The sequence below is a fragment of the uncultured Campylobacter sp. genome, assembly GCF_938045205.1.
Taxonomy (GTDB): Bacteria; Campylobacterota; Campylobacteria; order Campylobacterales; family Campylobacteraceae; genus Campylobacter_B.
Window position 1 is genome coordinate 21,781 of record NZ_CALIMY010000138.1, and the last position, 26,599, is coordinate 48,379.

The 26,599-nt window shown below is 48.1% G+C and carries 22 protein-coding genes; 14 read left to right on the top strand and 8 right to left on the bottom strand.

All coding sequences use genetic code 11. From position 1 onward, the window contains the following. Window positions 1–41 precede the first annotated feature (41 nt). The 5 genes from nhaA to glmM form a co-directional block, all read right to left on the bottom strand. Window positions 42–1,205 (bottom strand): Na+/H+ antiporter NhaA, encoded by a 1,164-nt coding sequence (nhaA, locus tag Q0198_RS08410; protein WP_297896914.1) that lies wholly within the window; start codon window positions 1,203–1,205, stop codon window positions 42–44. 63 nt (window positions 1,206–1,268) lie between these two features. Continuing rightward, window positions 1,269–1,709, bottom strand: a complete 441-nt coding sequence (locus tag Q0198_RS08415) for a CopD family protein (RefSeq protein WP_297896921.1) — start codon at window positions 1,707–1,709, stop codon at window positions 1,269–1,271. 10 nt (window positions 1,710–1,719) lie between these two features. Continuing rightward, window positions 1,720–2,112, bottom strand: coding sequence for an SHOCT domain-containing protein (locus Q0198_RS08420; RefSeq protein ID WP_297896924.1), 393 nt, complete (start codon window positions 2,110–2,112; stop codon window positions 1,720–1,722). Next, on the bottom strand, window positions 2,099–2,560 hold the full coding sequence (gene lspA / locus Q0198_RS08425) for a signal peptidase II (RefSeq protein WP_297896926.1): 462 nt from the start codon (window positions 2,558–2,560) through the stop codon (window positions 2,099–2,101). Before lspA ends, Q0198_RS08420 begins: the two co-directional genes overlap by 14 nt. A gap of 98 nt (window positions 2,561–2,658) precedes the next feature. Beyond that, window positions 2,659–3,999, bottom strand: coding sequence for a phosphoglucosamine mutase (gene glmM / locus Q0198_RS08430; RefSeq protein WP_297896929.1), 1,341 nt, complete (start codon window positions 3,997–3,999; stop codon window positions 2,659–2,661). A 152-nt stretch (window positions 4,000–4,151) separates the two neighbouring features. Between glmM and rpsT the strand changes: the two genes are divergently transcribed. The 9 genes from rpsT (at window position 4,152) to Q0198_RS08475 (ending at window position 17,077) form a co-directional block, all read left to right on the top strand. After that, window positions 4,152–4,424 (top strand): 30S ribosomal protein S20, encoded by a 273-nt coding sequence (rpsT, locus tag Q0198_RS08435; protein WP_291938896.1) that lies wholly within the window; start codon window positions 4,152–4,154, stop codon window positions 4,422–4,424. A gap of 24 nt (window positions 4,425–4,448) precedes the next feature. Continuing rightward, window positions 4,449–5,516 carry a peptide chain release factor 1 gene (prfA, locus tag Q0198_RS08440; protein ID WP_297896932.1) on the top strand — a complete coding sequence of 356 codons (1,068 nt, stop codon included), beginning with the start codon at window positions 4,449–4,451 and terminating at the stop codon, window positions 5,514–5,516. Window positions 5,517–6,429: 913 nt separating this feature from the next. Then, on the top strand, window positions 6,430–7,275 hold the full coding sequence (locus Q0198_RS08445; RefSeq protein WP_297896935.1) for a universal stress protein: 846 nt from the start codon (window positions 6,430–6,432) through the stop codon (window positions 7,273–7,275). A gap of 298 nt (window positions 7,276–7,573) precedes the next feature. Then, window positions 7,574–9,997, top strand: a complete 2,424-nt coding sequence (locus Q0198_RS08450; protein ID WP_297896937.1) for a TonB-dependent siderophore receptor — start codon at window positions 7,574–7,576, stop codon at window positions 9,995–9,997. A gap of 307 nt (window positions 9,998–10,304) precedes the next feature. Then, window positions 10,305–10,868 (top strand): hypothetical protein, encoded by a 564-nt coding sequence (locus tag Q0198_RS08455; RefSeq protein ID WP_297896940.1) that lies wholly within the window; start codon window positions 10,305–10,307, stop codon window positions 10,866–10,868. Between the two features lie 59 nt (window positions 10,869–10,927). Further along, window positions 10,928–12,484 (top strand): SbmA/BacA-like family transporter, encoded by a 1,557-nt coding sequence (locus tag Q0198_RS08460; protein WP_297896944.1) that lies wholly within the window; start codon window positions 10,928–10,930, stop codon window positions 12,482–12,484. 783 nt (window positions 12,485–13,267) lie between these two features. Then, window positions 13,268–13,834 carry a chemotaxis protein gene (locus Q0198_RS08465; RefSeq protein ID WP_297896947.1) on the top strand — a complete coding sequence of 189 codons (567 nt, stop codon included), beginning with the start codon at window positions 13,268–13,270 and terminating at the stop codon, window positions 13,832–13,834. A gap of 256 nt (window positions 13,835–14,090) precedes the next feature. Further along, on the top strand, window positions 14,091–16,166 hold the full coding sequence (locus Q0198_RS08470) for a TonB-dependent receptor (RefSeq protein ID WP_297896950.1): 2,076 nt from the start codon (window positions 14,091–14,093) through the stop codon (window positions 16,164–16,166). A 119-nt stretch (window positions 16,167–16,285) separates the two neighbouring features. Then, entirely contained in the window at window positions 16,286–17,077 is a 792-nt protein-coding gene (locus tag Q0198_RS08475; protein WP_297896953.1) for a class I SAM-dependent methyltransferase, read from the top strand. Between the two features lie 429 nt (window positions 17,078–17,506). Here the strand turns inward: Q0198_RS08475 and Q0198_RS08480 are convergent, their stop codons facing one another. Next, window positions 17,507–18,061, bottom strand: a complete 555-nt coding sequence (locus Q0198_RS08480) for a manganese efflux pump MntP family protein (RefSeq protein WP_297896962.1) — start codon at window positions 18,059–18,061, stop codon at window positions 17,507–17,509. Between the two features lie 86 nt (window positions 18,062–18,147). On the opposite strand from Q0198_RS08480, the gene Q0198_RS08485 reads away from it, so the two are divergent. Next, window positions 18,148–18,777: a hypothetical protein gene (locus Q0198_RS08485; protein ID WP_297896966.1), complete on the top strand. Its 630-nt coding sequence runs from the start codon at window positions 18,148–18,150 to the stop codon at window positions 18,775–18,777. Between the two features lie 126 nt (window positions 18,778–18,903). Beyond that, window positions 18,904–20,649, top strand: a complete 1,746-nt coding sequence (locus Q0198_RS08490; RefSeq protein WP_297896969.1) for a DMT family transporter — start codon at window positions 18,904–18,906, stop codon at window positions 20,647–20,649. Here the strand turns inward: Q0198_RS08490 and Q0198_RS08495 are convergent. Together Q0198_RS08495 and Q0198_RS08500 are read right to left on the bottom strand one after the other, a co-directional pair. Beyond that, window positions 20,593–21,396, bottom strand: a complete 804-nt coding sequence (locus Q0198_RS08495) for a metal ABC transporter permease (RefSeq protein ID WP_297880970.1) — start codon at window positions 21,394–21,396, stop codon at window positions 20,593–20,595. The genes Q0198_RS08490 and Q0198_RS08495 overlap by 57 nt on opposite strands. Further along, window positions 21,389–22,156 carry an ABC transporter ATP-binding protein gene (locus Q0198_RS08500; protein WP_297897044.1) on the bottom strand — a complete coding sequence of 256 codons (768 nt, stop codon included), beginning with the start codon at window positions 22,154–22,156 and terminating at the stop codon, window positions 21,389–21,391. Before Q0198_RS08500 ends, Q0198_RS08495 begins: the two co-directional genes overlap by 8 nt. Before the next feature lie 99 nt (window positions 22,157–22,255). Between Q0198_RS08500 and Q0198_RS08505 the strand changes: the two genes are divergently transcribed. Genes Q0198_RS08505 through Q0198_RS08515 form a run of 3 tightly spaced genes read left to right on the top strand, consistent with a single transcriptional unit; the run spans window position 22,256 to window position 26,415 of the window. Further along, window positions 22,256–23,170 carry a class I SAM-dependent methyltransferase gene (locus tag Q0198_RS08505; protein WP_297896972.1) on the top strand — a complete coding sequence of 305 codons (915 nt, stop codon included), beginning with the start codon at window positions 22,256–22,258 and terminating at the stop codon, window positions 23,168–23,170. Next, window positions 23,133–24,005: a cytochrome c peroxidase gene (locus tag Q0198_RS08510; RefSeq protein ID WP_297896974.1), complete on the top strand. Its 873-nt coding sequence runs from the start codon at window positions 23,133–23,135 to the stop codon at window positions 24,003–24,005. The genes Q0198_RS08505 and Q0198_RS08510 overlap by 38 nt, the downstream gene beginning before the upstream one ends. Next, window positions 23,995–26,415, top strand: a complete 2,421-nt coding sequence (locus Q0198_RS08515) for a GGDEF domain-containing phosphodiesterase (protein WP_297896975.1) — start codon at window positions 23,995–23,997, stop codon at window positions 26,413–26,415. The genes Q0198_RS08510 and Q0198_RS08515 overlap by 11 nt, the downstream gene beginning before the upstream one ends. Window positions 26,416–26,599 lie beyond the last annotated feature (184 nt).

Consider the following 26,599-nt stretch of genomic DNA (forward strand, 5'->3'; position numbering starts at 1 on the left):
TTGGGCGGTAGAATTTTGAAATTTTAATCTTTTTATAGATTTTAGCTTTGTTTTACCGCGACTGCTTTTGCGACGAAAAATCCCACTACTCCGGAAATTATCGAGCCTAAAAATACCGCGAGCTTGTCTGTGTAATGATACATATCGCTGCCGCCGTATGCGAGGCCATCGACGAAAAGTGCCATCGTAAAGCCGATACCACAGATAATTGCTACTGCGTAAAGCTGCGGCCAGCCTGCGTTTTCGGGCATGTAGGCGATTTTGGCTTTGATTAAGATCCAGCTAAAGGCAAAAATTCCGATCTGTTTACCGAAAAATAGTCCGAGCATTATACCCATAGGCACCGGGCCGAAAAGAAAGCTAGGACTGATGCCTGCTAGCGAAACGCCTGCGTTTGTAAAGGCAAAAATCGGCAAGATGAAGAAATTTACTGGGTAAGCTAGTCCGTGCTCCATATCCTTTAACATCGAGCCCGAGCGGGTCTTAAGCGGGATACAAAAACCCGCAAGCACTCCCGCGATAGTCGCGTGGATGCCGGAGTTTAGTACCATCACCCACAGCACGACGGCTACTATGATAAACGGAAGCTTTTTATCGACGCCAAGTCTGCTCATCGCTAGCATTATTGCGACACAGGCAGCTGCGCCGCCTAGATAGATTGCGTTTATGGTAGAGGAATAAAACAAAGCGATGATTAAAATTGCACACAGATCGTCCATTATCGCAAGCGTCAAAACAAAAATTTTAAGGCTAGCCGGGATTTTTTTACCCAAAAGTGCCATAACGCCCACGGCAAAGGCTATATCTGTCGCCGTAGGGATTGCCCAGCCCTTCATCGCGACGGCATCGCCCCAGTTAATGATCGAAAATATAATCGCGGGCATCATTACTCCGCCCAAAGCCGCGAAGCTAGGAAGTAAAATTTGAGAGAAATGGCGCAGTTGTCCTTCGATCTTTTCGCGCTTTAGCTCAAGTCCGATAGCGAAGAAAAATATCGCCATGAGCACGTCGTTTACTAAAAAATGCATCGATTCATCGAGCTTTGCAGGGCCGACGCCTATGGTGAAGTTTAGATGTAAAAACGCCTCATAGTATTTTGATAAAAAACCTACGTTTTGAGCTACGATTGCAAAGACCGCGGATAAAAGCAGTATAATTCCCGCGCTACTTTCGCTCGATAAAATTTTTCTTATGATCTGCCGCACATGCTTCCTTTAAAATTTTGTCCTAATTTTATGCAAATTTTAATTAAATTTTTATCAAAGCGCTTAGTTGCTCGGTAAATTCGGCATTATTAGCATCGCATAAAGTATTATAAACATTATGATCGTAGGGCCTTCGTTGATCGCACGGAAGTATTTTCCGCTCCTGTGGCACTCATTTTTTTCAAATTTATACATATAATAATACAGCCACAAATGATAACAGATTAGCAAAACCCCGGCTAGTAATTTTATATGAAAATATCCCATTTTCATAAGCCCCGGATTTAAAACGATAAGCATCACGCCGCTAAAAACCGTCACCGCCATTGCTATCCAACCGATCGCGTGATACAGCATCCGCTCCATCTTTTTAACGACCTTTACGAAATCCGGCTTGTCTAAATTTTCAGCGTGATATACATACAAGCGCGGCATGTAAAACAGCATCGCCATCCATGAAATAAAGCCTGCAAAATGGATAAATTTAAACCAATAGTAACTCATTTTAGCCTCCTTAATCTCTCATTAAAATTTCTTTTCGCGCTTCGAATTCCTCTTTGGAAATCGCGCCTTTTTGATACAGCTCATAAAGCGCATTGACCTTTTTCAGACGCCCCTCGTAGTCGTCCTCCTCTGTCTCGCTTGCAAAAGCATTTAAATCTTCTACCCAAATTCCTACGAAAAATATGTCTAGCAAAATCCAAATTCCCCAAATCGCCCAAAACAAAAAGCCCACCAAAAACCATAGTGTAAAGCTCCCTAGCCAAAATAGCGCGATTTGAGCAAATCCGCTGATAAATTTACCGCAATAAATTCTATGCAGTCCGCCTCCGATCGGCATAGCTGCTATCCACGAAAACGCACCTAAAAACCAAAGCGCGTAAGCGATGTAATTATTTCTCTTCATTTTTCTCCTTTTTTGCGGCGCGTAAGCCCTGAAAAATAAAAATCACGACGGCTAGATCTATCATCACATCGGCGAAATTAAACACCGCAAACTCAAACCATTTATGCCACGCGACGTAATCGACCACGCCGCCGCGAATGAAGCGATCGAGCAGGTTCGAACAGCCTCCCGCGAGCATCAGCGCAAACGGCATCCAGTGCTCGTAAAAGAGCTTTTTATGACAAAATACATACGCTGCAAGCGCTGAGATCAGCGCGATCTGGATAAATTTTAAATTTTCACCCAAAAAGGCAAGCATCGAAAACGCAACGCCGCGATTAAGCGTAAGCTCTAGCGAAAAAAACTCCCCCTGCCACGAAAAGCCGTTTAAAAACAGAAGTTTGATCGCTTGATCGATTGCAAAGATCGCCGCGAAAAGCAGGATAAATTTAATACAGGTCTTAGCCATCTCGCAGCCTAAATTTAAATATGTAAAGCCTGCGTTTTTTGCCCGCGCTTTTCGTGTACAGCCGATAGCTTGTCGTGCTATAAAATTTTATCAAATCGCTACTCATTTAGGGCTTTGATGAAAAATTTTTCCACTTCGTCCATTCGCTTTTGCAGCAGTTTTTCGTTTTTGCCCTCGAGCAAGAGGCGGATAACGTTTTCGGTGCCGGAGTAGCGAAAGAGCGAGCGGGTTTTGTCCGCTTTAAGGCTTGCTTCAAGCTCCTTTAGCCCTTTTAATTTTTCAAGCGGTTTTTTATCTGAAATTTTTAAATTCTTTAAAATTTGCGGATAGGGCTTAATCATCCCCGAAAATTCGCTTGCCTTCTTTTTCATATCCAGCATGCAGGCGGCGAATTGCAGCGCGCTTGCGATGCCGTCGCCCGTTTTGGCGTAATCGCCAAAGATCACGTGCCCGCTCTGCTCGCCGCCGAAATTTGCGCCTAGTTCGTGCATCGTCTCAAGTACAAATTTATCGCCGACGTTGCAGCGATGAAGCGCGATGTCGTGTTTAGCTAAAAAATCCTCCAGCGCAGAATTACTCATCACTGTGGCTACCATTTTATTGCCTGCTAAGCGATTTTTTCCTTTCAAATAGACTGCTAAAATTCCAAGTAGCGCGTCGCCATGGATGATCTCGCCGTTTTCGTCCACGACCACGAGTCTGTCGGCGTCGCCATCAAAGGCAAAGCCAACGTCGGCGCGTAGGCGTCTTACCTCCCCGGCCAGACCTTGCGGGCTCAGCGCACCGCAGGCGTCGTTGATGTTTTTTCCGTTAGGTTCGTCGCCGATGACGATAGTTTCGGCTCCCAGCTCATTAAATACGGTAGGTGCGACCCTGTAGCTTGCCCCGTTTGCGCAATCAAGGACGACGCGAAGCCCGTGCAGGGTCTTTTGCTTTGGGAAGGAGTTTTTAATATGCACGATATATCTGCCGATGACGTCGTCTACGCGCTTTGCAGCGCCGATCTGCATCATTTTGGTGCGCGCTTCGGCGATGAGCTCGTCGTTAAAATAAATTTTTTCGATCTGCGCTTCCTCTTTTTCGTCGAGTTTAAAGCCTTCGCTGTTGAAAAATTTAATGCCATTGTCGTAGTATGGATTGTGGCTCGCGCTTATCATGATGCCCGCGTCGCAGCGCATATCCTCCGTAAGAAAGGCAATCGCAGGAGTAGGCATCGGTCCGATCTGGCGGACGTTGTAGCCCACCGAGGTAAGGCCCGCTACGATCGCGGTTTCTATCATATAGCCGCTTCTGCGGGTATCTTTGCCGACTAAGATCATATTCGTAACGGAATTTTTCCTAAAGTAAATCCCCGCCGCCATCGCTACGCGCATCGCAAGCTCGGCGGTCAGAAATTCCCCTGCCTTGCCTCGTACGCCGTCCGTTCCGAAAAGTTTCATTATCAAATCCTTGTATAAAAATCGGGAAATTCTACCAGAAAAAGTTTAATCTTAATAAATTTAAACTATATTTAAATTTTACTTAAATTAAGCGTCGATTAAATATTTTTTACGTATAATCGCAGGTTCAAATTTAACCGAAAAGGAACGTTATGGCAAATCACAAATCCGCCGAAAAACGCGCGAGACAAACCATAAAAAGAACGGAGCGAAATAGATTTTATCGCACCAGAGTAAAAAATATCACAAAAGCCGTAAGAGAGGCGGTCGAGAGCAAGGATCTAGACGCAGCGACTCAGGCTCTAAAAACGGCTAATGAAAGCTTCCATAGCTTCGTAAGCAGGGGCTTTTTGAAAAAACAGACCGCGAGCAGAAAAGTAAGCCGCCTAGCCAAACTCGTAAATTCTTTAAAAACCGCCGCGTAAGCGCTCCTTACGCATAAAATTTAAATGCTAGCCGATAAACTAAAGCCTTTTTTAGATCGCTATGACGAGCTTTCGCGCATGCTTAGCGATCCCGCTGTTACCGCAGATATCGCTAATATGACGGCGCTATCTAAGGAGCAGCGCAATATCGAGCCGATCAAAGAGGCGGCTAGCGAGTATCTTAAAATTTTAAATCAGATCGAAGAAAACAAAGCCTTGCTAAGCGATGCCGATCTCGGCGAGCTAGCCAAAGAGGAGCTTAAAAGCTTAGAGGCGCAAAAGCCGCAGCTCGAAGAAAAAATCAAAATTTTACTGCTTCCGAAAGACCCCAACGACGATAAAAATATCTTTCTTGAGATCCGCGCCGGTACGGGCGGCGACGAAGCGGCGCTGTTCGCGGGCGATCTACTCGGCGCGTATTTGCGCTATGCCGATCTTCGCGGCTATAAATGCGAGATCGTAAGCACTAGCGAAGGCAGCGTCGGCGGCTACAAAGAAGCGATCTTGCTCGTAAAGGGCGCGGGAGCGTATTCGCGGCTGAAATTTGAAGGCGGCACTCACCGCGTGCAGCGCGTCCCCGAAACGGAGAGCCAGGGCAGGGTGCATACCTCTGCAATCACCGTCGCTGTCATGCCCGAGATCGAGGATAGCGAGATACAGATCAACCCAAACGACCTTCGCATCGACGTTATGCGCAGCTCCGGCCACGGCGGGCAATCCGTAAATACCACCGATAGCGCCGTTCGCATCACTCACATCCCGACCGGTTTAGTCGTCACCAACCAAGACGGCAAAGATCAGCACAAAAACAAAGAGGCGGCAATGAAGGTGCTGAAGGCGCGCCTTTACGATATGCAGGAGCAGGAGCGGCTCGAAAAAGAGCGCAAAGATCGCAAGGATCAGGTAGGCACCGGTGACCGCTCGGGGCGAATTCGTACCTACAACTATCCGCAAAACCGCATCAGCGACCACCGCATAAATTTAACGCTCTACCGCCTGGACGCGATAATGGCGGGGGGGTTGTTCGACGAGATCATCGATCCGCTCATCGCGCACTCTCAAGCCGAAGCGATCGCAAACGCGGGCTATTAAGTCTTTTAAAATTTAATTTTAATCCACATATATTTTCAAAATTTCGCCGTAATTTGGCTGCAAAATTTTATTTCAAATTTAGCTGCAAACTCCGCTTGAAATTCCGCCTTTTTAAATTTAAAATATATTCGTTGCGCCGCATCGCCGCGCTGCCTGGCGTTTTAAATTTCGCCGTTTTAAAATGTGTACCTCAAGCGCCGTTTTAAAATTTACGCAGACGCGAGCAGGCAAGAGGGCGCTGTTATAAATCTAAAGCCAAATTTTATTTCTAGCCATTTTTTAATTCGTTTCTTATTTTTAATATATTAAAATCTCATTTCGTTTTATTCATAAATTTGAAATGTATTTTAAAAATGAGGAAAATAAATGAGTGAAAGAAATTTATAAATTTTAGGTTGGGCGGGCACATATCTGTAGGTCATCATGTATGTATCCTATGTGCCGAATATAATGGCAAATTTAGACGGCAACAAAGTCCCGTTTCTCCAGCCGCTAGCAGCTGCGATAAACTGCACGATATAACTTAGCTACGGTCTTTTAAAGCCTAAAAAGGACTATCCGCTCGCCGCAGCGAATTTCCCGGGGATCATCTTTGGGCTACTAACCGCAATAACGGCGCTTTAAACCGTGCTTTTAGCGGCTTGATAAATTTAAAATCGCCCGCGCCGTATCTTGCCTGCCGCGTCCGCAACGCTTTTTAGTCGCCTACTACGCTGCAACTACTCGATCGCTGTCAGCTGAGCCTGAGCTAGCTTACCACAAGCGCGCCCGCACCTCACAAATCCATTACGACGCGGCTTGATAAATTTCAAAATTGCCCGCGCCGCATTCAAATCCGCCGAATTTAAATAACTTTTATACAAAATTTGATAAGCTTATTTTGATTAAAATTTTATCTTTAAAAGGACGAAAAATGAAAAAGGTCATCACTTGCGTCGATCAAAATGCGCTTGCCCCAGCGGTTAGAGATTACGGAATTTACGTCGCTAAAACCTTGGGTGCCGAGCTCGTGTTTATTCACGTGGTTGAAATCCCGGAGCTTGGCGAGAATTTTTATGGGCTAGCCGCAGGCGGAATCGTCCTAGGAGAGAATGATATCCTTGCAAATAGCTACGGAAGTCCCACACTAGGCGGCGTGGATGCGGAGAAAGACCACGAAGAAGCCGAAGCGATGCTGGATGAATATATCTGCGCCGCGACTACTGCGGGCGTAAAGGCGAGTAAGATCATCAAAGATGGCGATTTCATCGACGTTATCGCTGAGTACAAGGAGGAAGCTGAAATTTTTGTACTCGGTATCAAGGGCTCGAATAACGAGGACGTAGGCTTTAACGCAAGCGTGCTAATAAAGGAGCTTCACGTGCCGTCGCTGCTCGTGAATAAGGAATTTTCACCTATTAACTCCGTGCTCATTGCGTTTGACGGCACTGACGCGGCGAAACGCACGCTTGAGTTTATAAAGAGCTCAAAGCTTCTTGCGAGCGCACATAAGCATGTCTTGCACATCAATCTCGATGCCGCAGAGGGTGAGCGGATGCTGGATCTAGCGCGCGAAATTTTAGGCACTCAAAACGCCACTTTCAAATTCATCCAAGCCGAAGTTCCCGCCGATGAGATCATCAAATATCGCCGCGCTAATAACCTCGATCTGATCGCTACCGGTGCCTTTACGAAGGGCTTTTTCAAAAAGCTCTTTTTAGGCAGCGTTTCCGAGGATATATTACACAATGCGCTTGTACCGGTGCTAGTGCTATCGTAATCGCAAGACCAAACACCGATAAACGCTAAATTCCGTCGCTTACGTTATTTTAAAGCGGCGGAATTTTAGAATTTTAAATTTTTCAATCCTACGTTTTTCAAATTCATATACTTTTTAAAATTCATAGAAATTTTGCTTAATAATTCGTCAATAGATCTTATTAAATTCCGTTAAATTAGTAATTGCATATAAAATTTTATGATTTAGTTTATTAAAAATTTTATTATTATTTAAGAGGAATTGTAAGATAATCCCGCCAGTAAATTGATATAGATTATAAAATCTAAAAAGGATTTTTATGAAAAAGGGTAAAATTTTACTCTCTTTGGCGCTACTTTGCTCGCCGTTTTGGCTTACTGCGGCGCAAAATAGCGGCGCTTCTCAAAACTCATCCGCCGCAAGCTCCACCTCTAAAATTTCGTCGTCGCAAAGCTCTGCGCAAAATCCTGGAAGCCCTACCGCTGTAAATTCTGCGCCGCAGGGCAACGCTGTCGTAAGCCCCGCCACTAAAGACATTGCACAAAATTCCGCGCCGCAAAGCGGTAGCGCGGCAAATTCTACGCTGCAGGGTTTGGACGACGATAATCTCGGCACCATAAACGTCACGGGCAAGGCCGATCTGTCCACTACCGAGGGCACCGGCTCTTATACGACGGGCAATATGAGCACCGCGACGGGGCTAAATTTAAGCATAAGAGAGACGCCGCAGTCCATAAGCGTCATCTCCAATCAGCTTTTAAAAGATCTGAGTTTACACAACGCCGAAGAGGCTCTTTCAAAATACGCCACCGGTATTTCGCTAAATAACGACGCGGGCGGCAATCGCATCGTCTCGCGCGGCTTTTATGTCGATAATATCCAAGAAGACGGCATCGCAAGCTCGGTTTCCAGCTCCGTGTTCGGGCCGCTGGGCTCATCGAAGGAATTTACCGATTTGGAATTCTACGATCGCGTCGAGGTTCTGCGCGGCGTAGCAGGCCTTACGCAAAGCAACGGCGAGCCCGGCGGCACGATAAATTTAATCCGAAAGCGCCCGAGCGATCAGTTCGGCTTTAACGCAAGTCTAAGCGGCGGTAGCTGGGATAATTATCGCGGTATGATCGACGTTACGGATGCGATAAATCAAAGCGGTACGGCACGCGCGCGGCTGATCGGAATTTTAAGTAAAACGGGTTCGTTTAAGGACTATCCGCGCAACGGCTATCGCGAAGGTATCGGCGTTTCGACGGAATTTGACGTGGCCGATAAGACGCTTCTTAGCGCGGGATTTTTGTGGCAAAAAACCGTCGGCATCTATGACATTTACGGCGTGCCCGTTTTAGATAATCATGGAAATTTACTGAATTTACCGCGCAGAAGCTACTTCGGCTCAGACTGGGATGAGAGCGAATATAAAAAATTTAACGCCTACAGCGAACTTTCGCACGAATTTAGCGATGATCTAAAAGCCTATGCGAGGCTCAATTATACCGATAGCGACAGCATGTTAAAATTCGGAGCGCTCGGCGGGGCAGATCCTTACAACGGCACTACGTCGCATACGGTGCGATATAGAATTTACGATAACGACTCCAAAGAGATCGGGTTTCAAACGGGGCTAGACGGCAAATTCGAAGCATTTGGGCAGAAGCACGACTTTTTCTTAAACGGCTCGCTTAGCAACGAAAAGCTTAATTGGCGCGAGACTAGGACGAGAGATTCGTCTCTGGCGTCACTGGGGATGAATATTTATAATTGGGACCGCTCAAGGATTGCCCAGCCTGATTGGAGCAGTGCCGCTATGTTTAAAGACCGAAGCTCCACTACCATAAAGCAGCGCGCGATCTCGCTCGGGACTAGATTAAACTTAACCGACGATTTTCACTTTTTGCTCGGCGGGCGCTTTTCGAAGGTAACTTACAGCAGGTATTATTATAATATTTTGCGCGGTACGGCTTCGCATAGAGCGAGCCCGAGCAAATCGGATTTCACGCCGTATGCGGGGGTAGTCTGGGACTTTGCGGATAATTTTTCGTGGTACGCAAGCTATGCCGAAATTTTTAAGCCGCAAGCCGCGCGCGACAAGGATGGTAAAATTTTAGATCCCGTCGTCGGCTATAATTTAGAAACCGGCGTGAAGGGAGAATTTTTTGACGGCGCGCTTAATACGAATGTCGCGCTATTTCAGATCATTCAGAAAAATAGGGCGATGAGCGATCCTCTTAATACGAACTACTCCATCGCCGAGGGCAAAGTGCGAAGCCGCGGCGTGGATGCCGAGGTGCAAGGCTCGCTCACTGAGAATTGGAAATTATTCGCGGGATATACTTTCAACCGCAGCGTATATTTAAAGATGGAAAGAACCTCCGCAGCGGTCGATTATAGCAAGGGCGCAAACGCCAAACGCTACATTCCGAAGCATCTGTTTAAGCTCTATACGAACTATGAAATTCCGCTCGGCGAAAATCGTAAGATCACCCTGGGTACGGGCGTGCGCTATCAGAGCAAAACCGCTTCGATATATCGCGAAAACGTTGCGTACTACGCCGCGCCGCAGAAAGCTTACACGCTGTGGGACGCAAATGTCGGCTATCATTTTGACAAGCACTTTAGCGTAAATTTTGCGGTCAAAAACATCACGGATAAGAAGTATTTTCAAAATACGCAAAATCGCGTCGCAGGGATGAATAATTACTACGGCGAGCCGCGGAATTTTATGTTGACGCTAAATTATACGTATTAGGTGTGGATGGAATTTTGCGCTTATGCGAACTTGGACTGACTGAGCTCGCACGCGGCCTTGGATAAATTCCGCGCTTTATAAGAGCGCGGATAAAGCGAGCGTAGAGGCGAGAGGCAAGCTTTGTCGCAAGTAGCACGTAGCGAGGCGGGTAAAATTTGAACGAAGCCGCGGGATTAAAATTTAACTCGCGATTTGGTTGATTAGCGATTGATTGGCGCAGGCAATGCGGGCGATAAATTTAATCTCGTGATTTAATCCCGCGATCTCGCCGCAACTAGCGCTAAATTTTAAAATTTAAAGAGAAAATTTGAAAACGCTAAAGCATTTTTTTGAAATTCTACGTCCGCACTGGTTCGGCAAGGGCGCGGCGAAGCTATGGGCGCTGCTACTACTAGCGCTCGGTTTTAGTCTCGCTATCATCAAAATCAGCGTGCTGATGAACGCGTGGGATAAGCGCTTTTACGACGCGCTAAGCGAGCTTAAGGGCGAGCTCATTCCTGCGCTCGTGGGCGAGTTTTTGCTCTACACGGCGCTCATCGTGCTTTTCATCGTCTGCGGCAGCTGGCTTCGCAAACTGCTCGTAATCGTCTGGCGCGAGCGGCTAAGCGCGATGATGGAGCGCAAATGGCTACATAACGCAAACTTCTACCGTACGAGCCTTGAGGGGAATTTCAGCGCCAGGGGCGGATCAAATTTAGAAAAACCTGGCGACGTAAATTTAGATAAAAATTTAAACGAGCGTGCAGAGTGTTCCGTAGTCGAAGCGGACAGCGCGGCTTTGCATGGAGACGTAAAGGGGCTTGAAATTTACCGAGCACGGCAGAGTAAAATGCAGCAGGGCAAAGCGGCGCAAGCGAGAATAAAAATTTAAACGATCGTAGCGACGAGAATTTTAAAAATTCAAAAAACGCCGAGAATACTAAAGCATATTTGGAGCAGGATACGGATGGCTTAAACGAATACGTGGACTCTGCGAGCGATCGCGCAGAGTATCTTGCAAGCGAGGCGAGTGGCACCGATGTGAACGAAAATTTAAACCAGCAGCGTGAGGAAGATTTTAAAGAATATTGGGGACGAGATACGGGTAATTTAAACGAACGTGCGGCGTCCGTGAGGGCGCGGGCTGGGTGCCCCGCAACCGAAGCGGATGTCAAAGGTTCGTTTAAAGCTTCCGAAGACCGGGGAATTGCAAAGCTAGACAACCCCGATCAGCGTATCGTCGAGGACAGCTTGCTGCTCGTGCAAAAAAGCGTCGATCTCGTAAAATCGCTCGTCTATAATCTCGCCAAGCTCATCGCCTTCGTCGCGATCTTGTGGCAGGTCTCGAAGGTATTGAAATTTGAAATTTTTAGCATGCACTTTGAGATCGAGGGCTTTTTGCTCTACGTCGCGCTCCTCTATACGCTGCTTTGTTCGCTGATTACGCATCTCATCGGGCGCAGGCTTAGGGGGTTAAATTTTGCTAAGCAGCGCGCCGAAGCCGACTACCGCTCGGATCTGTTGCTCGTGCGCGAAAACGCAGAAGCCGTAGCCTTTATGCGCGGAGAGGATGCCGAGCGCGGCCGCTTCCGCGCGAGCTTCGGCGAGATCGCTAAAAACTGGCGCAGCATCATGAATACGGAATTTCGCCTCGAATGCTTTTCGGCAAGCTACCTAAAAATCACGAATTTAATCCCGATCTTTGCCTACTTGCCGCTGTATTTGTCGCGCGCGATGAGCTTCGGCGATATGATGCAGGCGCGCTCGGCGTTTTACAGCGTGCAGGACGGATTTGCGTGGTTTATGGACTATTATAAGCAGATCATGGAGTGGGCGGCGAGCGTGCAGAGGATCTATGAGTTCATCTCGCGCATGGACGGCGAGAGCGCAAATCTGCGTACTTGCGTCAAACAAAGCGACGAAAATTCCGCTCGCTGCGAGGGCTTGTCGGTCTTCACGCCTGCGGGCGAGCCGCTGATCGAGGATCTACGCTTCGAGCTTGCGCCCGCGCAGTTTATAATGCTGCGAGGCAAGAGCGGTACGGGCAAAAGCACGGCTCTGCGCTACGCGGCGGGGCTTTGGCGATACGGCTGCGGCGAGATCAGTCTGCCGCGCATGGGCGTGATATTTATCCCGCAAAAGCCCTATCTGGCGCCGCTTAGCCTAAAAGAGCTCATTTCCTATCCGCAGCCGCCGCGCGCAGACGACGCGGAATTTTTAGAAATTTTATGCCGCGTAGGGCTTGAGAAATTTGCCCGCATGCTAAACTCGCGCGCCGATTACGTTAAAATTTTAAGCGGCGGGGAGGCACAGCGGCTTAGTTTCGCACGTATTTATTGCCACAAGCCGAGCTTTGTTTTTGCCGACGAGATCACGTCCGCGCTAGATCCCACCTCGGCGCGCGAGCTGCTACTTGGTCTGCGCGCGGATCTGCCGAACCTCGGCATGCTAGCGATCGTGCATCAAACGGGCCTTGAGGACATATTTGAGCGGACTATAGAGCTTTAAATTCGGCCGTTGAAATTTCACGCCGCAGGGATTTCGCCTTTAAATTCATATCTTTTTAAATCCGGATTTATTAAAATTACTCGTTTATATTAAGCGGCGATAAAATTTAGCCGAAGCGCAAGTGTTCGCATATATGGGCATCGGCACCCGCGCGGCTAGGCGCTCGCACACAGTCGGCGGCGGGCAGGCACTACGGCGCGGCGAGCGGCTTGGAGGTCGATAGCCAGCGCGCGATCGTGATTTTGCGCGAAATTAAGTCCGTAGAATTTAAACGCAAAATGATCTGCCAAGAAGACGGCGCCTAGATAAAATTTTAAACCGAGCCGCGATCGGTAGCATAACGGCGTGCTAAATGAACGGGCTACGGCAGCGGCGCGATGCGCGGGCGTCGCGATAAGTCAGTAGCGCGTCGGATGGCGCGTAACACATCGGCGGCGCAGACGGCACGCCGTAGTCGAGAAGCGGAGCGACAATACGTGCCTACTCGGCATCGTATGACATAACCTTCGCTTGGGCAAATCATCATCATAACGGCGCTACGATCGAAGCGAGTAGCGCGGCCGTGACGGCGGATCGGCAGCACAAGGGCGCGGCGTGATTGCGGCGGCGACAGCATAAAATGCCGCAATATGGCAACCGCGATCGACAGCATGCGTATATAGGTAAAGCGCAGTGCAAGTAGCGCAAACGCCGCGATACGACGATGGCGACCTGCAGAGCGTATAAGTGAAGCAGCGGTGCGGGCGGCGCAACAACGCCGAGGCGATACGATAGCGGCGACCGATGGGATGTAGCGCCGCCGTAGCGTTCGCGGGCGCTACGCCTAAGCCGATAAATTTTAAAACGAAGCAAGGAGATTTTATGTTTAAAGCGGGGATTGTCTATAAATTTGCGCTCATCGTGTTGCTAGGCTGCGCGCTTTGCATTTTGGGCTTTTCTGGCGCTAATTTCGCGCGCGGCGAATATGACGAGACGTGGATGAGCCTGCATAAGATCGCGGGATTGGGTCTGCTTTGCGTCGCGATCTTGCATATAATCACAAGGCGAAAGAAGCTCGTAAAGCTCTGGGGCGAGTTTTTAGACGTGGTTTTGAGCCGCAAAAATCCCGGCTTTTGTAATATGGACCGCATCATAGGCGCGATCGAGCACTATAATATCAGAGAAATCGCTGGTAAAATGGGCTTTGAGCCGGACGAGCTCGCTGAGATTTTGAAATCAAACGGTATCAAGCTCATAAGCGCAGATCAAGGCCTGCGCGAGCTTGCGAAGTTTAACGACGAAAAAATTTTCTTCATCTTGGTGCTTTTGATCGAGGCAAAATTCGGCAAAGCGGGCAGCTGCAAGGTCTAAATTTTAAAATTCCGATCCGAATTTACTCCATAAACTTGCCGCTTTAGGAAATAAAAACCGCTAAAGAATCTAAATTTAAAACCGAAATTTTACCGCGCCCAGCGAAACGCTCAAAATCAAAATTTCATCCAATCTCTGCCTAAATTTTAAAAACCTATCTTTAATCTTTGAAATTTATTATTATTTAATCAAGAGAAATTATAATATAGCATTTGCAAATCATTTGCAAAATTATAATTTTGAATAGGGGAGAGTGATGTTTAAGAAATTTTATCTTTCAAATGCCGCGATTGCGCTAAGTTTGTGCGCCGCATTGCAACTAAACGGAGCCGAAAACAACGCTACGTCCGCAAATATCGGCGCGCCTAGCGCGGGGGCGGTAAATCCCGCAGTTCCTAAAAGTGCTTCCGGCACGAACGCCACAAAGCTGGGCACCATCGTAGTTACCGCGACGGGCTTTGAGGATACGCTTAAAAACGAGGTTCGCAACGTCTCGGTCATCACCGCGGAGGATATGGAAAACCGTGGCTACCGCGATCTGCGCGAAATTTTAGAAAAGGCGCCGGGGGTTAGCTTTCACGGCGATACGGTTGATCTGCGCGGACAGGGTCAGAAGGCAAATACCTCCGTAAAGGTCCTTCTTAACGGAGTCGCGCTCAATATGATCGACACGACGCCGACGAGCATTCCGATCGATCTAGTTCCGATCGAAGATATTGAGCGCGTGGAGATCATCCCCGGCGGCGGTAGCGTGCTTTACGGCAGCGGCACCAGCGGCGGCGTGATAAATATCATCACGAAAAAGGGAGCCAGATACCCGTACGCCAATATCTCGACCAAGATCGCATCGTATAATTACAATGATCTAAATTTAGGGCTAGGCGGCGGCGTGAGCGATAATCTGTTTCTAAAAACCGCCGTTAAGGGCTTTAAGCATCGCGGATATCGCAAGGGCGAGAAAAATACCGGCTACTACGGCTCACTCGGGATGCATTATAAAATTTCGGACGATCAAAGCATCTCTTTCGATCCGAGTTTTTATCGCGCCAGAACCTATTCCGTGCCCACTCTTGGCCTTGCCGAGCTTAAAGCGGATCGCCGCCAGCAGGGAGGCGAGAGAACCTTTACCAAAAGTACGCGACTAAATTTTGACTTGGATTATGCGGTAAAATTTGGCGATAGATTTGAAGCAAATTTACAGCCTTATTATCAAGATATTAGAATTTTACAAAAGGGCTTTGTGATGAAAGATCGCAAAGAAGGTGCAAATTTAAAAGGCAAGCTCGACTACGACAGCGGCGAGTTCATAGCGGGATATGATTATCTCAAAAACAAGGGCTTCCGCAGGATAAATTTTGATGCCGCGATGAATCCTATGATGAGCCTTTCGCAGCTTACGATCTTTGATATGCAAAAGCTTACCCACTCGGTCTATGCTTTAGAAAAGCACAATTTCACCGATCTGTTTTCGCTTAGCGCGGGCGGGCGGTTTGAGCGCGCCGAATACAAAGTAAATCGCAGGGTTTCGACTACTATAAAAAGGATGGGAAACATAATCTCGCAGACGCAAGATAGCACCCGAGTAAGCGATCATAAAAACAACTACGCTTTTGAGATCACGCCGAATTTTAATTATTCCAAAGATGGCAATCTATATTTTAAATTTGAGCGCGGCTATATCTCGCCGGGTCCTAATCAGCTCATTGATAAGCTCGGTCGCAACGGGCCCTATGTGCTTAATAACCTCAAATCCGAAACTTTTAAAACCTACGAGATCGGTCTTAAAGATCTGATCTACGGGCAGTACGTAAGCGCTACGATCTTTTGGACCGATACGAAAAACGAGATCATAAACGAAACTTTGGGCAGCTCGATCACCGACGGTTGGCATTTTATAAATATCGACGAGACGCGCCGCAAGGGCGTGGAGCTGTATGCGGAGCAAAGCCTGCTTTCAAATTTAAAGCTCAGCGAGACCTTTTCATATGTCGACGCCAAGATCCAATCCGGCGCGAATAAAGGCAAGCAGGTTCCGCTGGTGGAGCGCTCGAAGTTCGTTTTGGGCGTCGATTACGAGCCGATTAGAAATTTGACGCTGATGAGCGATTTTAAATATTTCTCATCATCGCACGACGCCAACCACGATAGGATCGATTCGCGCACGATCGTGGATCTGGGCGCTGCGTACCGCTTCGCAAGCGGATTTTTGATAAGCGCCGGAGTCAAAAACGTCTTTGACGAGGAGTATAATTACAACCAAAATTTACGCTCGGATGTCTATACTCCGGCTCCCGGGCGCAATTACTACGCGGAGTTTAAATACACCTATTAGCGTGCGTTTAAATTTAAGCGAGGTTTGAGCTGCGAAATTTAAAATTTACGGGCGAAATTTAAAATTTCGCCGCCGCGCGCTTTGCCGCCGCGGGATTAAATTTAATAAAAGGAGCAAAGATGAAACCGGACTATAAAAACTGGGTGCCTAAGGGCATGATCGCGAGCTTTGCCGCAGGTGCGGGCATAGCGTTAGTTTTGTTTTTGATTTTCGGCGTTTGCGGCGCTTTTGTTGGCGGCGTGCTGAGGTGGTTTCTTGCGGGGCTTTTCGGCGCAGCGGCGCTGGTTTTGATCGGCTTTACGATCTACTGCGTCGTGTGGTACCGCGCGTTTGATTACGGCGGCAAGCGTCAGCTCTCTCGCGCGATCGTAGAGGGCACGGCAAAATACGTAGATCTACCTGAGGGCGGGCGCGGGCTAGACGTAGGCTGCGGCAGCGGCGCGCTAACGATCGCCGTGGCTAAGCGCAACCCGCACGCATCGGTGCTAGGCGTCGATCGCTGGGGCTTTGAGTATGCGTCTTTTAAGAAGCAGCTGTGCGAATCCAACGCACGCGCCGAAGGGGTGCAAAATACTAGCTTCGAGCAGGCCGACGCCACGCAGCTGCCCTTTGAGGACGGCAGCTTCGATGCGGTTGCAAGCAACTACGTCTATCACAACATCATGCGCAAGGACCGCCAGGCGCTGCTTTTAGAGACGCTCCGCGTGCTTAAAAAAGGCGGCAGCTTCGCGATCCATGATCTTTTTTCGCGCGGAAACTACGGCGATATGGATGCTTTCATCGCGCGACTTAAGGAGCAGGGCTATGAGCAGCTCGAGCTCATAGATACGACGCAGGGGCTTTTTATGGGCCCGCGCGAAGCCAAATGGCTGATGCTAGGCAGCTCAAAGCTTCTGGTTGGTAGAAAATAGAAAGTCTTTATTCGATTTAAAATCGGTAGCTAACGCGAATAAAATTTTAAAGTTATTAAAAATCTTGAAATTCTAAGATTATGAAATTTTAGAATTTTGCAAAATTTTAAGAAAACACAATGTAGCAAATTTTAGAATTCTGCCTAATTTTAAATTTTGAAATTCCATCTGACGCACTACTGCGTTAGTATCGCGACAAATACCTTGAGCTGCGCTTTAGCCATATTTGCAGTATTGAAGCGGCGCATTTTTGTTCCCGCCGCGTGCCCAATCGGATTTAAATCCCACCGCTTAGAAAATCCGCGAAATTTTTTATAATTCTATAAATCTCAAATTTTATAAATTTTAAAATTACGTATCGTTACGCCACTATCGCGGCAGAGTACTTTAACCGCGCCTACCTCATCTGCCCGCTGAATATCCGCGCCGCTAAATATCGATAATGCCGAGGTGCGAGAGTAAAATTTTAACCCCGATTAGGATCAAAATCACGCCGCCTAAAACTAGCGCCTTTGAGTGCAGATATTCGCCCGTTAGCTTGCCTACGTAGCACGCCGCGACGCACAGCGCGAAGCAGACGAGTCCGATTACGCAACAGGCGTAGAGGATGTTTATTTCGCCGAACGCAAAGGTCACGCCCACGGCCATCGCATCGATGCTGGTAGCGATCGCACCCAGCGCCAGCTCCTTCGTGCTTAGGCGTAGAGCTGGCTCGTCCTGCTCGCGGCAGGATTCTGCGATCATCTTAACGCCTAAAAACGATAAAATTCCAAACGCGACGAAGTGATCAATCTGCGCGATAAATTTGACGAAGTTTATCCCCAAAGCGTAGCCTGCAAGCGGCATTATAAACTGAGCCGCCGCGTAGAAAAATGCGACGCGCGCGATCTGCGCAAATTTGAAATTCGGATATTTCGCGCCGTTTGAGATACTAAGCGCGACGCTGTCCATCGCAAGCGCGAAAGCGATGAGTAAAAGCTCCATATTTAGCCCTTTTGGTATTATAAAAGCGTTGATTATACATTAAAATTTTCGAAATAAAATAATCAATCTTTAATTAGGGAAAAACTTTGCTTAAAAAATTAATCTTTTGTTTATTGCCGCTATTTGCGACTGCTAGCTGGGAAGAGGTCGCCGTAAAGGGGCTGGACGTGATGCTTAGTGCGGGCGCGGGCGATAGCGAAAATTTCAAAAGCTCGCTAAGCACCCTGATAGAGCGTGCCGCAAATGAATACGAACGCACTGGCGTGCAGGATTACGAGCTCGATCTGCCTAGCTACATTACCGAGCGCGCGGGCAAAAAAAGCATCGCCGTGCAGAATATGCAAAGGCTGGCGAGCAAGAAGCTAAGTCTTGCCGTAGAGCCGATCAAAAAGCTCGTACTTGCTAAAATAAAAGATATGTCCGAAGCCGATACTAAGGCGGTAATGAGCGGCGAGGTGCTATTCAGCCACTATCTGCGCACCAACGCCTTTGATGAAATTTACGAAATCATTCGCCCTTTGGCACGCGAACTAGGAGCCGACGCGAGCTTTGCTAAAAGCTTTAAAAGTGCCGTTGGACGCGAGCCTGGAGACGATTTTAGTAGCGAATTCAGTAGCGCCTTCATCAACGAAAGCTTCGATTTTTTAAGCAAAAACGAAAGGGAGTTTCGCAAAAACTCGGGCGCGATTTTAAACGCGATAAAGACGGTCAGATAGGCGCGACCGCACTAAAATCTCGGCGAAATTTTACTTCAAATTATGAAAAATTCTATCTCTGAGCTCGCGGAAAATTTTAATTCAAAATCCGCTTTAAATTTTATCTCAAATCAGACGTGCAAGCGTGTGAAAGACACAGCGCCTGGCGGTGTGATAAATTTCGCTCCAGCTTCCCGCTTCAAAAGAAATTTTAAATTTAAAGATGCGACTGCCGAGTTAAATTTTATCAGCGTGCGAAATTTAAAATTTTATCCCACTTCGGCTGGTTTCGCCGCACGCAATCGTGCCTCGGTCGGTTTTGCCGTGCACAGTCTCGTAGCGCCCTATTCCGCTCCGCGCGTCAGAAATATCGAAAAAAAAGTTACTTTAAATTTTGCGGCTCTTGTGCCAAATTTAAACTCTGCGCAAATTCTGAACTGCGCCGAAAATAAAGCTTTAAATTCCGCAAAAGCCCCCACAATAAATCCTTGCGAAAATTCCGCAAGAAATTTCAAACGAAATTTTATATTAAATTGTGCGGAAAATTTTACTTGCAACGGCGCAAATAGCGCGAGTTCGCTAAGCCGTGCAAGCGTCGTAGACGATCCAAATTTAAGCTCCGCAAAAAGCCATGTCGCCGCTCACATGCGACGCTCAAAGAAAAATTTTACCGATATCATTGCAAAGGGCCACGGCTTCGCTCAAGCGCTGCAGGGGTTTGGATTGAAAAATTTTGAGGCGCGGAATTTCGCGAAGAAATCTAATTCGGCAGAGAATTCTAGCTCTGCTCGAAGCTTAAATTCCGCGCAGAATTTCGATTTCGCGCAAAGCTCGAATTCTACGCAGAGCCCTGCTGCCGCGCAAAATTCTGCCTTTACGCAAAGCTCGAATTCCGCGCAGAGTTTCGGGCAAAATTCTAGTTCCGCGCAAAACCGCGCGCAAAACCCCGTTCCGCCTAGCAGGCTGTGGGATCTGGGGCTGCTTTTCGTAGCGATCGTTTGGGGCTGTACCTTCGTGCCGGTTCAGCGCGCGCTGCATAGCGGCGACGTTTTTAGCTTTTTGTTTTGGCGCTTTTTGGCGGCGAGCATTTTTACCTACCTCGCCTGCCTGCGCTTCGGCATCAAATTTGACCGCGGCACGATAGGGCGGGGCGTGTTTTGCGGGCTGATGCTATTTTGCGATTTTTCGTGCCAGACCATAGCGCTTGATTATGCGCTATCATCGACGGTGGCGTTTATTTTGGGGCTCAACGTCGTCATCGTGCCCTTTTTGATGCTTGTGTTTTTCGGTAAAAAGGTCGGTGCGAGCGCCTTTGGCGGCGCAGTCGTGGCGCTTTTTGGGTTGTATTTTTTAAGCGGAGCAAGCGGCGCGGTGGGATTTGGCATAGGCGAGCGGCTGACGCTAGTTTCGGCGTTTGCATACGCGCTTCACATCGTCTTTACCGGCGTCTGCGCGCGCAAAAGCAATCTCTACGGCTTTGTGATCGTGCAGTTTATCTGCGTCTGCGTCTGCGCGCTGATCGCGGCGGTTTTCACTCCTCACGCGCAGTTTGAAGGCGAGATAAGAGTACTTGGAAATTTGATCTTTTCGCCGAGTTTTGATTTCGTTTTCGCGCTGGTTTTGACCTCGATCTTTGCTACCGTCGCGGCGTTTGTGATCCAAACGATGGCGCAAAACCGCGGCGTAAGCGAGATAAAAACGGTGCTTATTTTCGCGCTGGAGCCCGTAAGCGCTGGCATAATGGGGTATGCTTTCGGCGAAAAGCTAAGCGCGCTTCAAATTTTAGGCGCGACGCTGATACTCGCAGGTATCCTGCTTAGCGAGCTGGGTTGGCTTTTAGGCGCGAAGTTTGCTAAAGATCGAGCTTGCGAAAAAACAGACCGAGGCGACTAGGATTATCGAGGCGCCGCTGGTTAGATTGAGCTTAAAGCTCAAAACAAGCCCCGCCGCGCAGAAAAGCGCCGATAGCGCGCAGCTTATCGCCATCATCGAGCCTAAGTTTTTTGAAATTTTTTCGGCGATGAAAGGCGGGATCGTCATCAGCGAGATCACCAAGATTAGTCCTACGATCTGAATCGATGCGACCACCGCGAGGCTCGCCATCACTACGAGGACGTAGTAAAAGACGCTCGTATTCACTCCGCGCAGCAGGGCGAATTCCTTATCGAAGCTGATCGCCAAAAACTGTCTGTAAAAGCATGCCGTAAGCGCCGCAAATGCCGCGCCGCAAATGCCGATGAAGATTAAATTTTCATGATTTATCGCTAAGATCGAGCCGAATAAAAAGCTCATCAGATCGGATTTGTATCCGGGCGTGAGATCGGCGAAGATTATCCCCAGCGCCATTCCAAACGCCCATATCGCGCCGATTACGGCGTCGAAGCGCTCGGTATTTCGTAGCGTGACGTAGGCGATTAGCAGCCCCAAAAACAGCGCAAATACGCTAGCTCCCAGTACGGGCGAGATGCCTAAAAATAGCGCGATGCCGATGCCGCCGTATGCGCCGTGCGCGATGCCGCCTGCTATGAAGCTCATGCGATTTATCACGACTAAAGAGCCTACGACGCCGCAGACTATACTGACCAAAAGTCCGCCAAGTAGGGCGTTTCGCATGAAATCGTAAGATAAAATTTCAGCCATTTTCGCCCTCCTTGCAGCAGCATTCGTTAAGCGCGAGATCGACGGCGCAGAAGTGTCCGTGCTCGCGTCGCAGGTGATCTAAAAATTCCGCTCTGCCTCCCGGATCGATCTCATGAGTGTGCGCCGAGCCGTTTGCGACGTAAAGCGCGCGGTTTGCGTAGTTTAGCGCAAGCTGCACATCGTGGCTGATTAGAATTATGCCGCAGCCGCTCTCGTTTAGGGATTTTAAAAGCTCGTAAATTTGAACCTGCCCCATCGTATCGATGCTCGCTAACGGCTCATCGAGAAGTAAAATTTTAGCCTTCGCGCACAGCGCCCGCGCGATGTAAACGCGCTGTCTTTGTCCGCCGCTAAGCTCGCTGATACGGCAGCCTGCTAAGCTCTGCATGCCTACGCGCTCCAGGGCTTGCATGGCTTGCTCGCGCTCGGATTTAGAGTAAAAGCCGAAAATTTTCTTATCTATCAGCCCCATTAAAACGACTTCGAGCACGCTTATGGGAAAGCTTTTGTTTATCGCGATGAATTGCGGCACGTAGCCCATTTGCGCCCTGGCAAGCGCGGGCGATCTGCCTAAAATTTCGATCGTGCCCGAGCTTGGTCGCAGCAGCCCCAAAAGCAGCTTCAAAAGGGTGCTTTTGCCGCCGCCGTTGGGCCCGAAAATCGCTAAAAAATCGCGCAGCTCGTAGCTTAGGTTTATATCTTTTAAAATTTCGCGTTTTTCGTAAGCAAAGTTTAAATTTCTTATCGTCACGTCCGCCATGAACGCCCTTTCGCCTAGATTTTGAAAGTATTTATTATAGCCCAAATTCGGAAAAATTGCCAAATTTTGCTATTATTACAAAAAATTTAAAGGCTAGCGGTGGAGAAAATCGGCGAAAAATCAGATGAAAATAACTGGGATAAAAAGTCCGAAAGTTACGCTAAATTTAGCGGCGAGCTAGGGGATTTTGGCAAGCGGGTGTTTGAGATATTGCGCGGCTGGGGCGTGAGCTTTGCTGGCAAAAGCGTGCTAGACGTGGGCGCCGGCACGGGGGTTTACTCGCTGTATCTCGCGTCGCTGGGCGCCAAGGTTACGGCGATCGATAGCTCGGAGGGGATGCTGCGCGAGCTAAGGCGTAGCGCGCAGGAGTTTGGCATTAGCTTGCAAAACGTATTAAATTTAAGCTTTGCGGAGTTTTGCGAGCGGCTTAGCCGCGATGGTTTTGCAGACGCGGTGGGCGAAAATTTTAAAATTTATCCGCGTTCGCAGAGTAAAATTTCAAACGCGCAAACCCAAGAAAGCGCCGCACAGGCTTTAAATTTTAAAAATTCTGCGAGCAAAACCCGCGAGAGCGAAAATTTTAAAATTCCCGCAGTTTTTGATATCGCGTTTCTTACGATGAGCCCTGCACTGAAGAGCACGGAGGATTTTGAGGCGTTTTTGGCTTTAGGCGAGCGAAAAATTTATCTAAACTGGGCGAGCGAGCGCAATTCATCGATGCTTGCGCCGCTTTTTGAGCGCTTTGGCACGGGGCATAAAAGACTTGCTACCGCCGCCGAAAAGTTCGAGGCGCTACTAAAGACGCGCGACATCAAATTTAAAAGCGAAATTTTAACTGAAAAGCGCGAGCAAAAACGCAGCCTGCAAGAAGCTGTGCAAAACGCCGCATGGCACCTACATATGGACGGCGCGAAGGCCAGTGAGCGCGAGATCGAGGAGCTTTTAAAAAAGCGGGCTAAAGGCGGGATGATAAGCGATGAGATCGAAGCGAGTTTTAAGCTGTTTTATATTTAGCCTGGCGCCGCTTTTGGGGCTTTGCGGCAATCTTTTCTCGCCGCTTGAGATGCCTAAATACGACCCGCAAAAGGCGCGGCTGGGCGCAAAAATTTTTACTGACGTAAGATTTAGCAGCAAAGGCCGCTCCTGCGAAAGTTGCCACAACTTCTATCTAAACGATTCGGGTGCTTCGGTGCGCGATGGACGCGTGCCTACGCTCATAAATTCTTATTATTTTGACCGCTACTTAGGCGATTATAATTTCGCGGGCTTTGAAGCGCGGATCGCAGCGTCGGTCTTTGGCACGAACGAGCTTAATGCGAGCGAAGATAAAATTTTAGAGCTTATTAGGAAGAATTTAGCCTACAAGCAGGCTTTTGAAAGTGCTTACGGCGAGGCGAATATGGCGAACTTCATTGATGCGCTGGCGGAATTTTTAAAGTCCAAAACGGCGATAAATTCCAAATTTGACCGATTTTTGCGCGGCGAGGTTAAGCTAAATGATGCCGAATATAACGGATATGTGCTTTTTGTGCGGCTGTGCTCGGCATGTCATAACGGCGTTAGCCTAGGCACCGGCAGCTTTACTAAAATTCGCCCAAGCGTAGAAGAGGAGGATGCGCCTAGACACAGGCTCACTTCCGATGGATTTGAGTTGCGCCGCGTGCCTAGCTTGCGCAATATCACGCAAACCGCGCCTTACGTAAACGGGCAGACGGATTTGCGTCTTGCGGTGCGGCAGATTGCAAAGGATCTGCTAAAATACGATCTTAGCGATGGGGAGCTTGATGCTTTGATGAGCTTTTTAGCTACACTTAAGGGCGAGATGACGGAGGCGCAGGATGAAAGATAAGATAATGTGGACTTTGATGGTGGGGATTATGATATTAGGCATAATCATCGCCGGGAATTATTTCTCGTCGCTAAGAGATGTAGCGAGATTTAGCACGATTTCGCGCGAGCTAGCTTTGATCGATAACGCCGATAACCGCTTAAATATATTATTTGATGCAAAGATCGCAAGAAGGGACTTTTCGATTGCAAATGCCGATATGCGCGGCATCTATCAGGTGCTGCAAGCTCTACAAAAAGACAAAATCATCGATAAAATTGGACTTAGCAGCGATGTGCGCGCGATCGGAAGCGCTTTTAGCGATAAAATTTCACTTTTGGACGAGCTTGGGGCTTTAAATTCGCAGAATTTAATCCTTTTTCAAAGTCTGCAGCAAAAATTTTTATCCAGTGGCGCAAATGCGCAAAGAGCAAATCTCTACTCTCAAATTTTAGGGCTTAACTATAAAAATCGCTCCGAGATCTCTGCTTTAAAAAGTGCGCTAGAAAGCGCAGATGCGTCAAGCCCCGACGAAGCTGCGTTTATAGGAATTGCGCGGCAAATTTTAAGGAATTTCGAGCGGCAAAATATCATTGTAAGCGATAATCTCTCGTTGCTCAACGAGCGCTTCGCAAGCCTGCGCGAGCGATTTTCTTACGCTAGCGAGGAATTTTACGGCTCGTTTATGCAAATGACGATGCTTTACACGGCGGTGTTTTTGTCGTTTTTACTGCTTACTTACATCATAAATTCCGATGCTTTGCGTAGTAAACGCGCCCTCGCGCCCTATCACGCACTATGCGAACAAGCAGGCGAAGCGATAGTTTTAGCAGATCAAAACTTTAAAATTTTATACGCTAATAAAAGCGCGCTTAGCTTAAGCGGCTACGAACAAAGCGAGCTGGAAGGAAGCGATCTTGGAGTTTTGATGCCCAAAGATAAAGGGATCGAACTTCCTGCGATGGTAAATAAAAGCGCCAAAGATACGCGCCTGCTTCGTAAAAACGGCGAACTAGCCGATGTGAGCCTAAGGCTAGCAAATATCGCCGCTGCATCCAAGCCGCCGCTATATGCGCTTTACGCTCATGATATCGGCGAGCGCGAGATTATGAAGCTAGCTCTTGCGAGCGCGAAGGAGAGCTTAAACAATCAAGTCTATATCGATCATCTTACGGGCCAGGGCAACGAAGCAGCGCTATACGAGCTAATAAACGCCGAAAAAACGGGCGTAGCGATCTACATCACTATCGTAAATTTTGCAAATTTACGGCTTTTTTACAAGGCGGAGACGACGAATGAAATTCTGCGCTCCTTTGCGCGTACGCTTGCGATGTGTATCGAATCGCACGAGATCAAAGCCAGTATCTTTCGCATCCAATCGGATGAGTTTTGCCTATTTTACGAGGGACTAAATGTCGCGCGCGACGTGGAGATCATAAACAAATATTTCACCGACAAGGTTTTTAATCTCCATACGACCGAGGGCTTTGCCTCCGCGCCTTTAAATATCACGATGGGCGTAAGCGAGCGTGCCGACGTAGCGGGCGGCGCAAATAGGGTCTTTCAGGCGGTTATGGCGATGTATGAGGCGCAGAGCAAAAACGAGCACGTGGGCTTTTACTCGCGCCCAAATGCGATTGAGGAAAAATATCTGCAAAACCAGATTATGATCAACACCATTCAAAACGCGATCAAGAAAAATCAAGTCTTTGTACTCGTTCAGCCCATATTTGATATTACTCACCGCGATCCTACCGGCAACACATACGGCACCGAGGGCGGTGATTATGTTCCCTTAGTATATGAAATTCTAATCCGCCTAATCGACCGCTCGGGCAAGACGCGCTGCCCGGGTGAGTTTATCGACATCGCAAAGCAAACCTCGCTCTACATCCCGCTAACTCAGGTCGTAATAAACGAAGCCTTTCGCTTGCTAGACCGCTTCGCAGGGACTTGCTTTAGCATAAATCTTTCATATTTTGACATCGCAAACGAAGGTATCAAGGAACTTTTAGAGCGCAAGCTCGCATCCAGCCCAAATGCTTCAAATTTATTTATTGAAATTTTAGAAAGCGAGGAATTCGACGATTACGAGAGTCTACGCAGCTTCATCGCCGTAGCCAAAAACTACGGCTGCAAGGTCGCGATAGACGATTTTGGCAGCGGATACTCCAACTACTATAGAATTTTAACGCTCGACGTGGATTATATAAAGATCGACGGAGCGCTCATCAAAAACATCGCAAACGACAAAAACTCGCGCGCCATCGTCGAAACGATCGCTAACTTCGCGCGCAAGCAGGGCTACGAGCTCATCGCCGAATACGTAGAAAACCACGAAATTTCAATCATCTTAGAAGAGATGGGAATTAAATATATGCAGGGCTACTTCTACAGCAGGCCGATGGAGCCTTCGAGGATAAAATTCTAATCTCATCTCGCCGCAGCCTTATGACCCGCCTTTTTAAATTTACGAGCCAAAGATCGTCTTCGTAAGGCGATAAATTCTGTTTTAGCAAGCCGCCGCTTTAATTCATACGAAATTTATCTTGGCAAATACTACGCGGTTTTATCGCGAACTTATGGTGCGCCTTATAGCTAAATTGCCAAAAAAG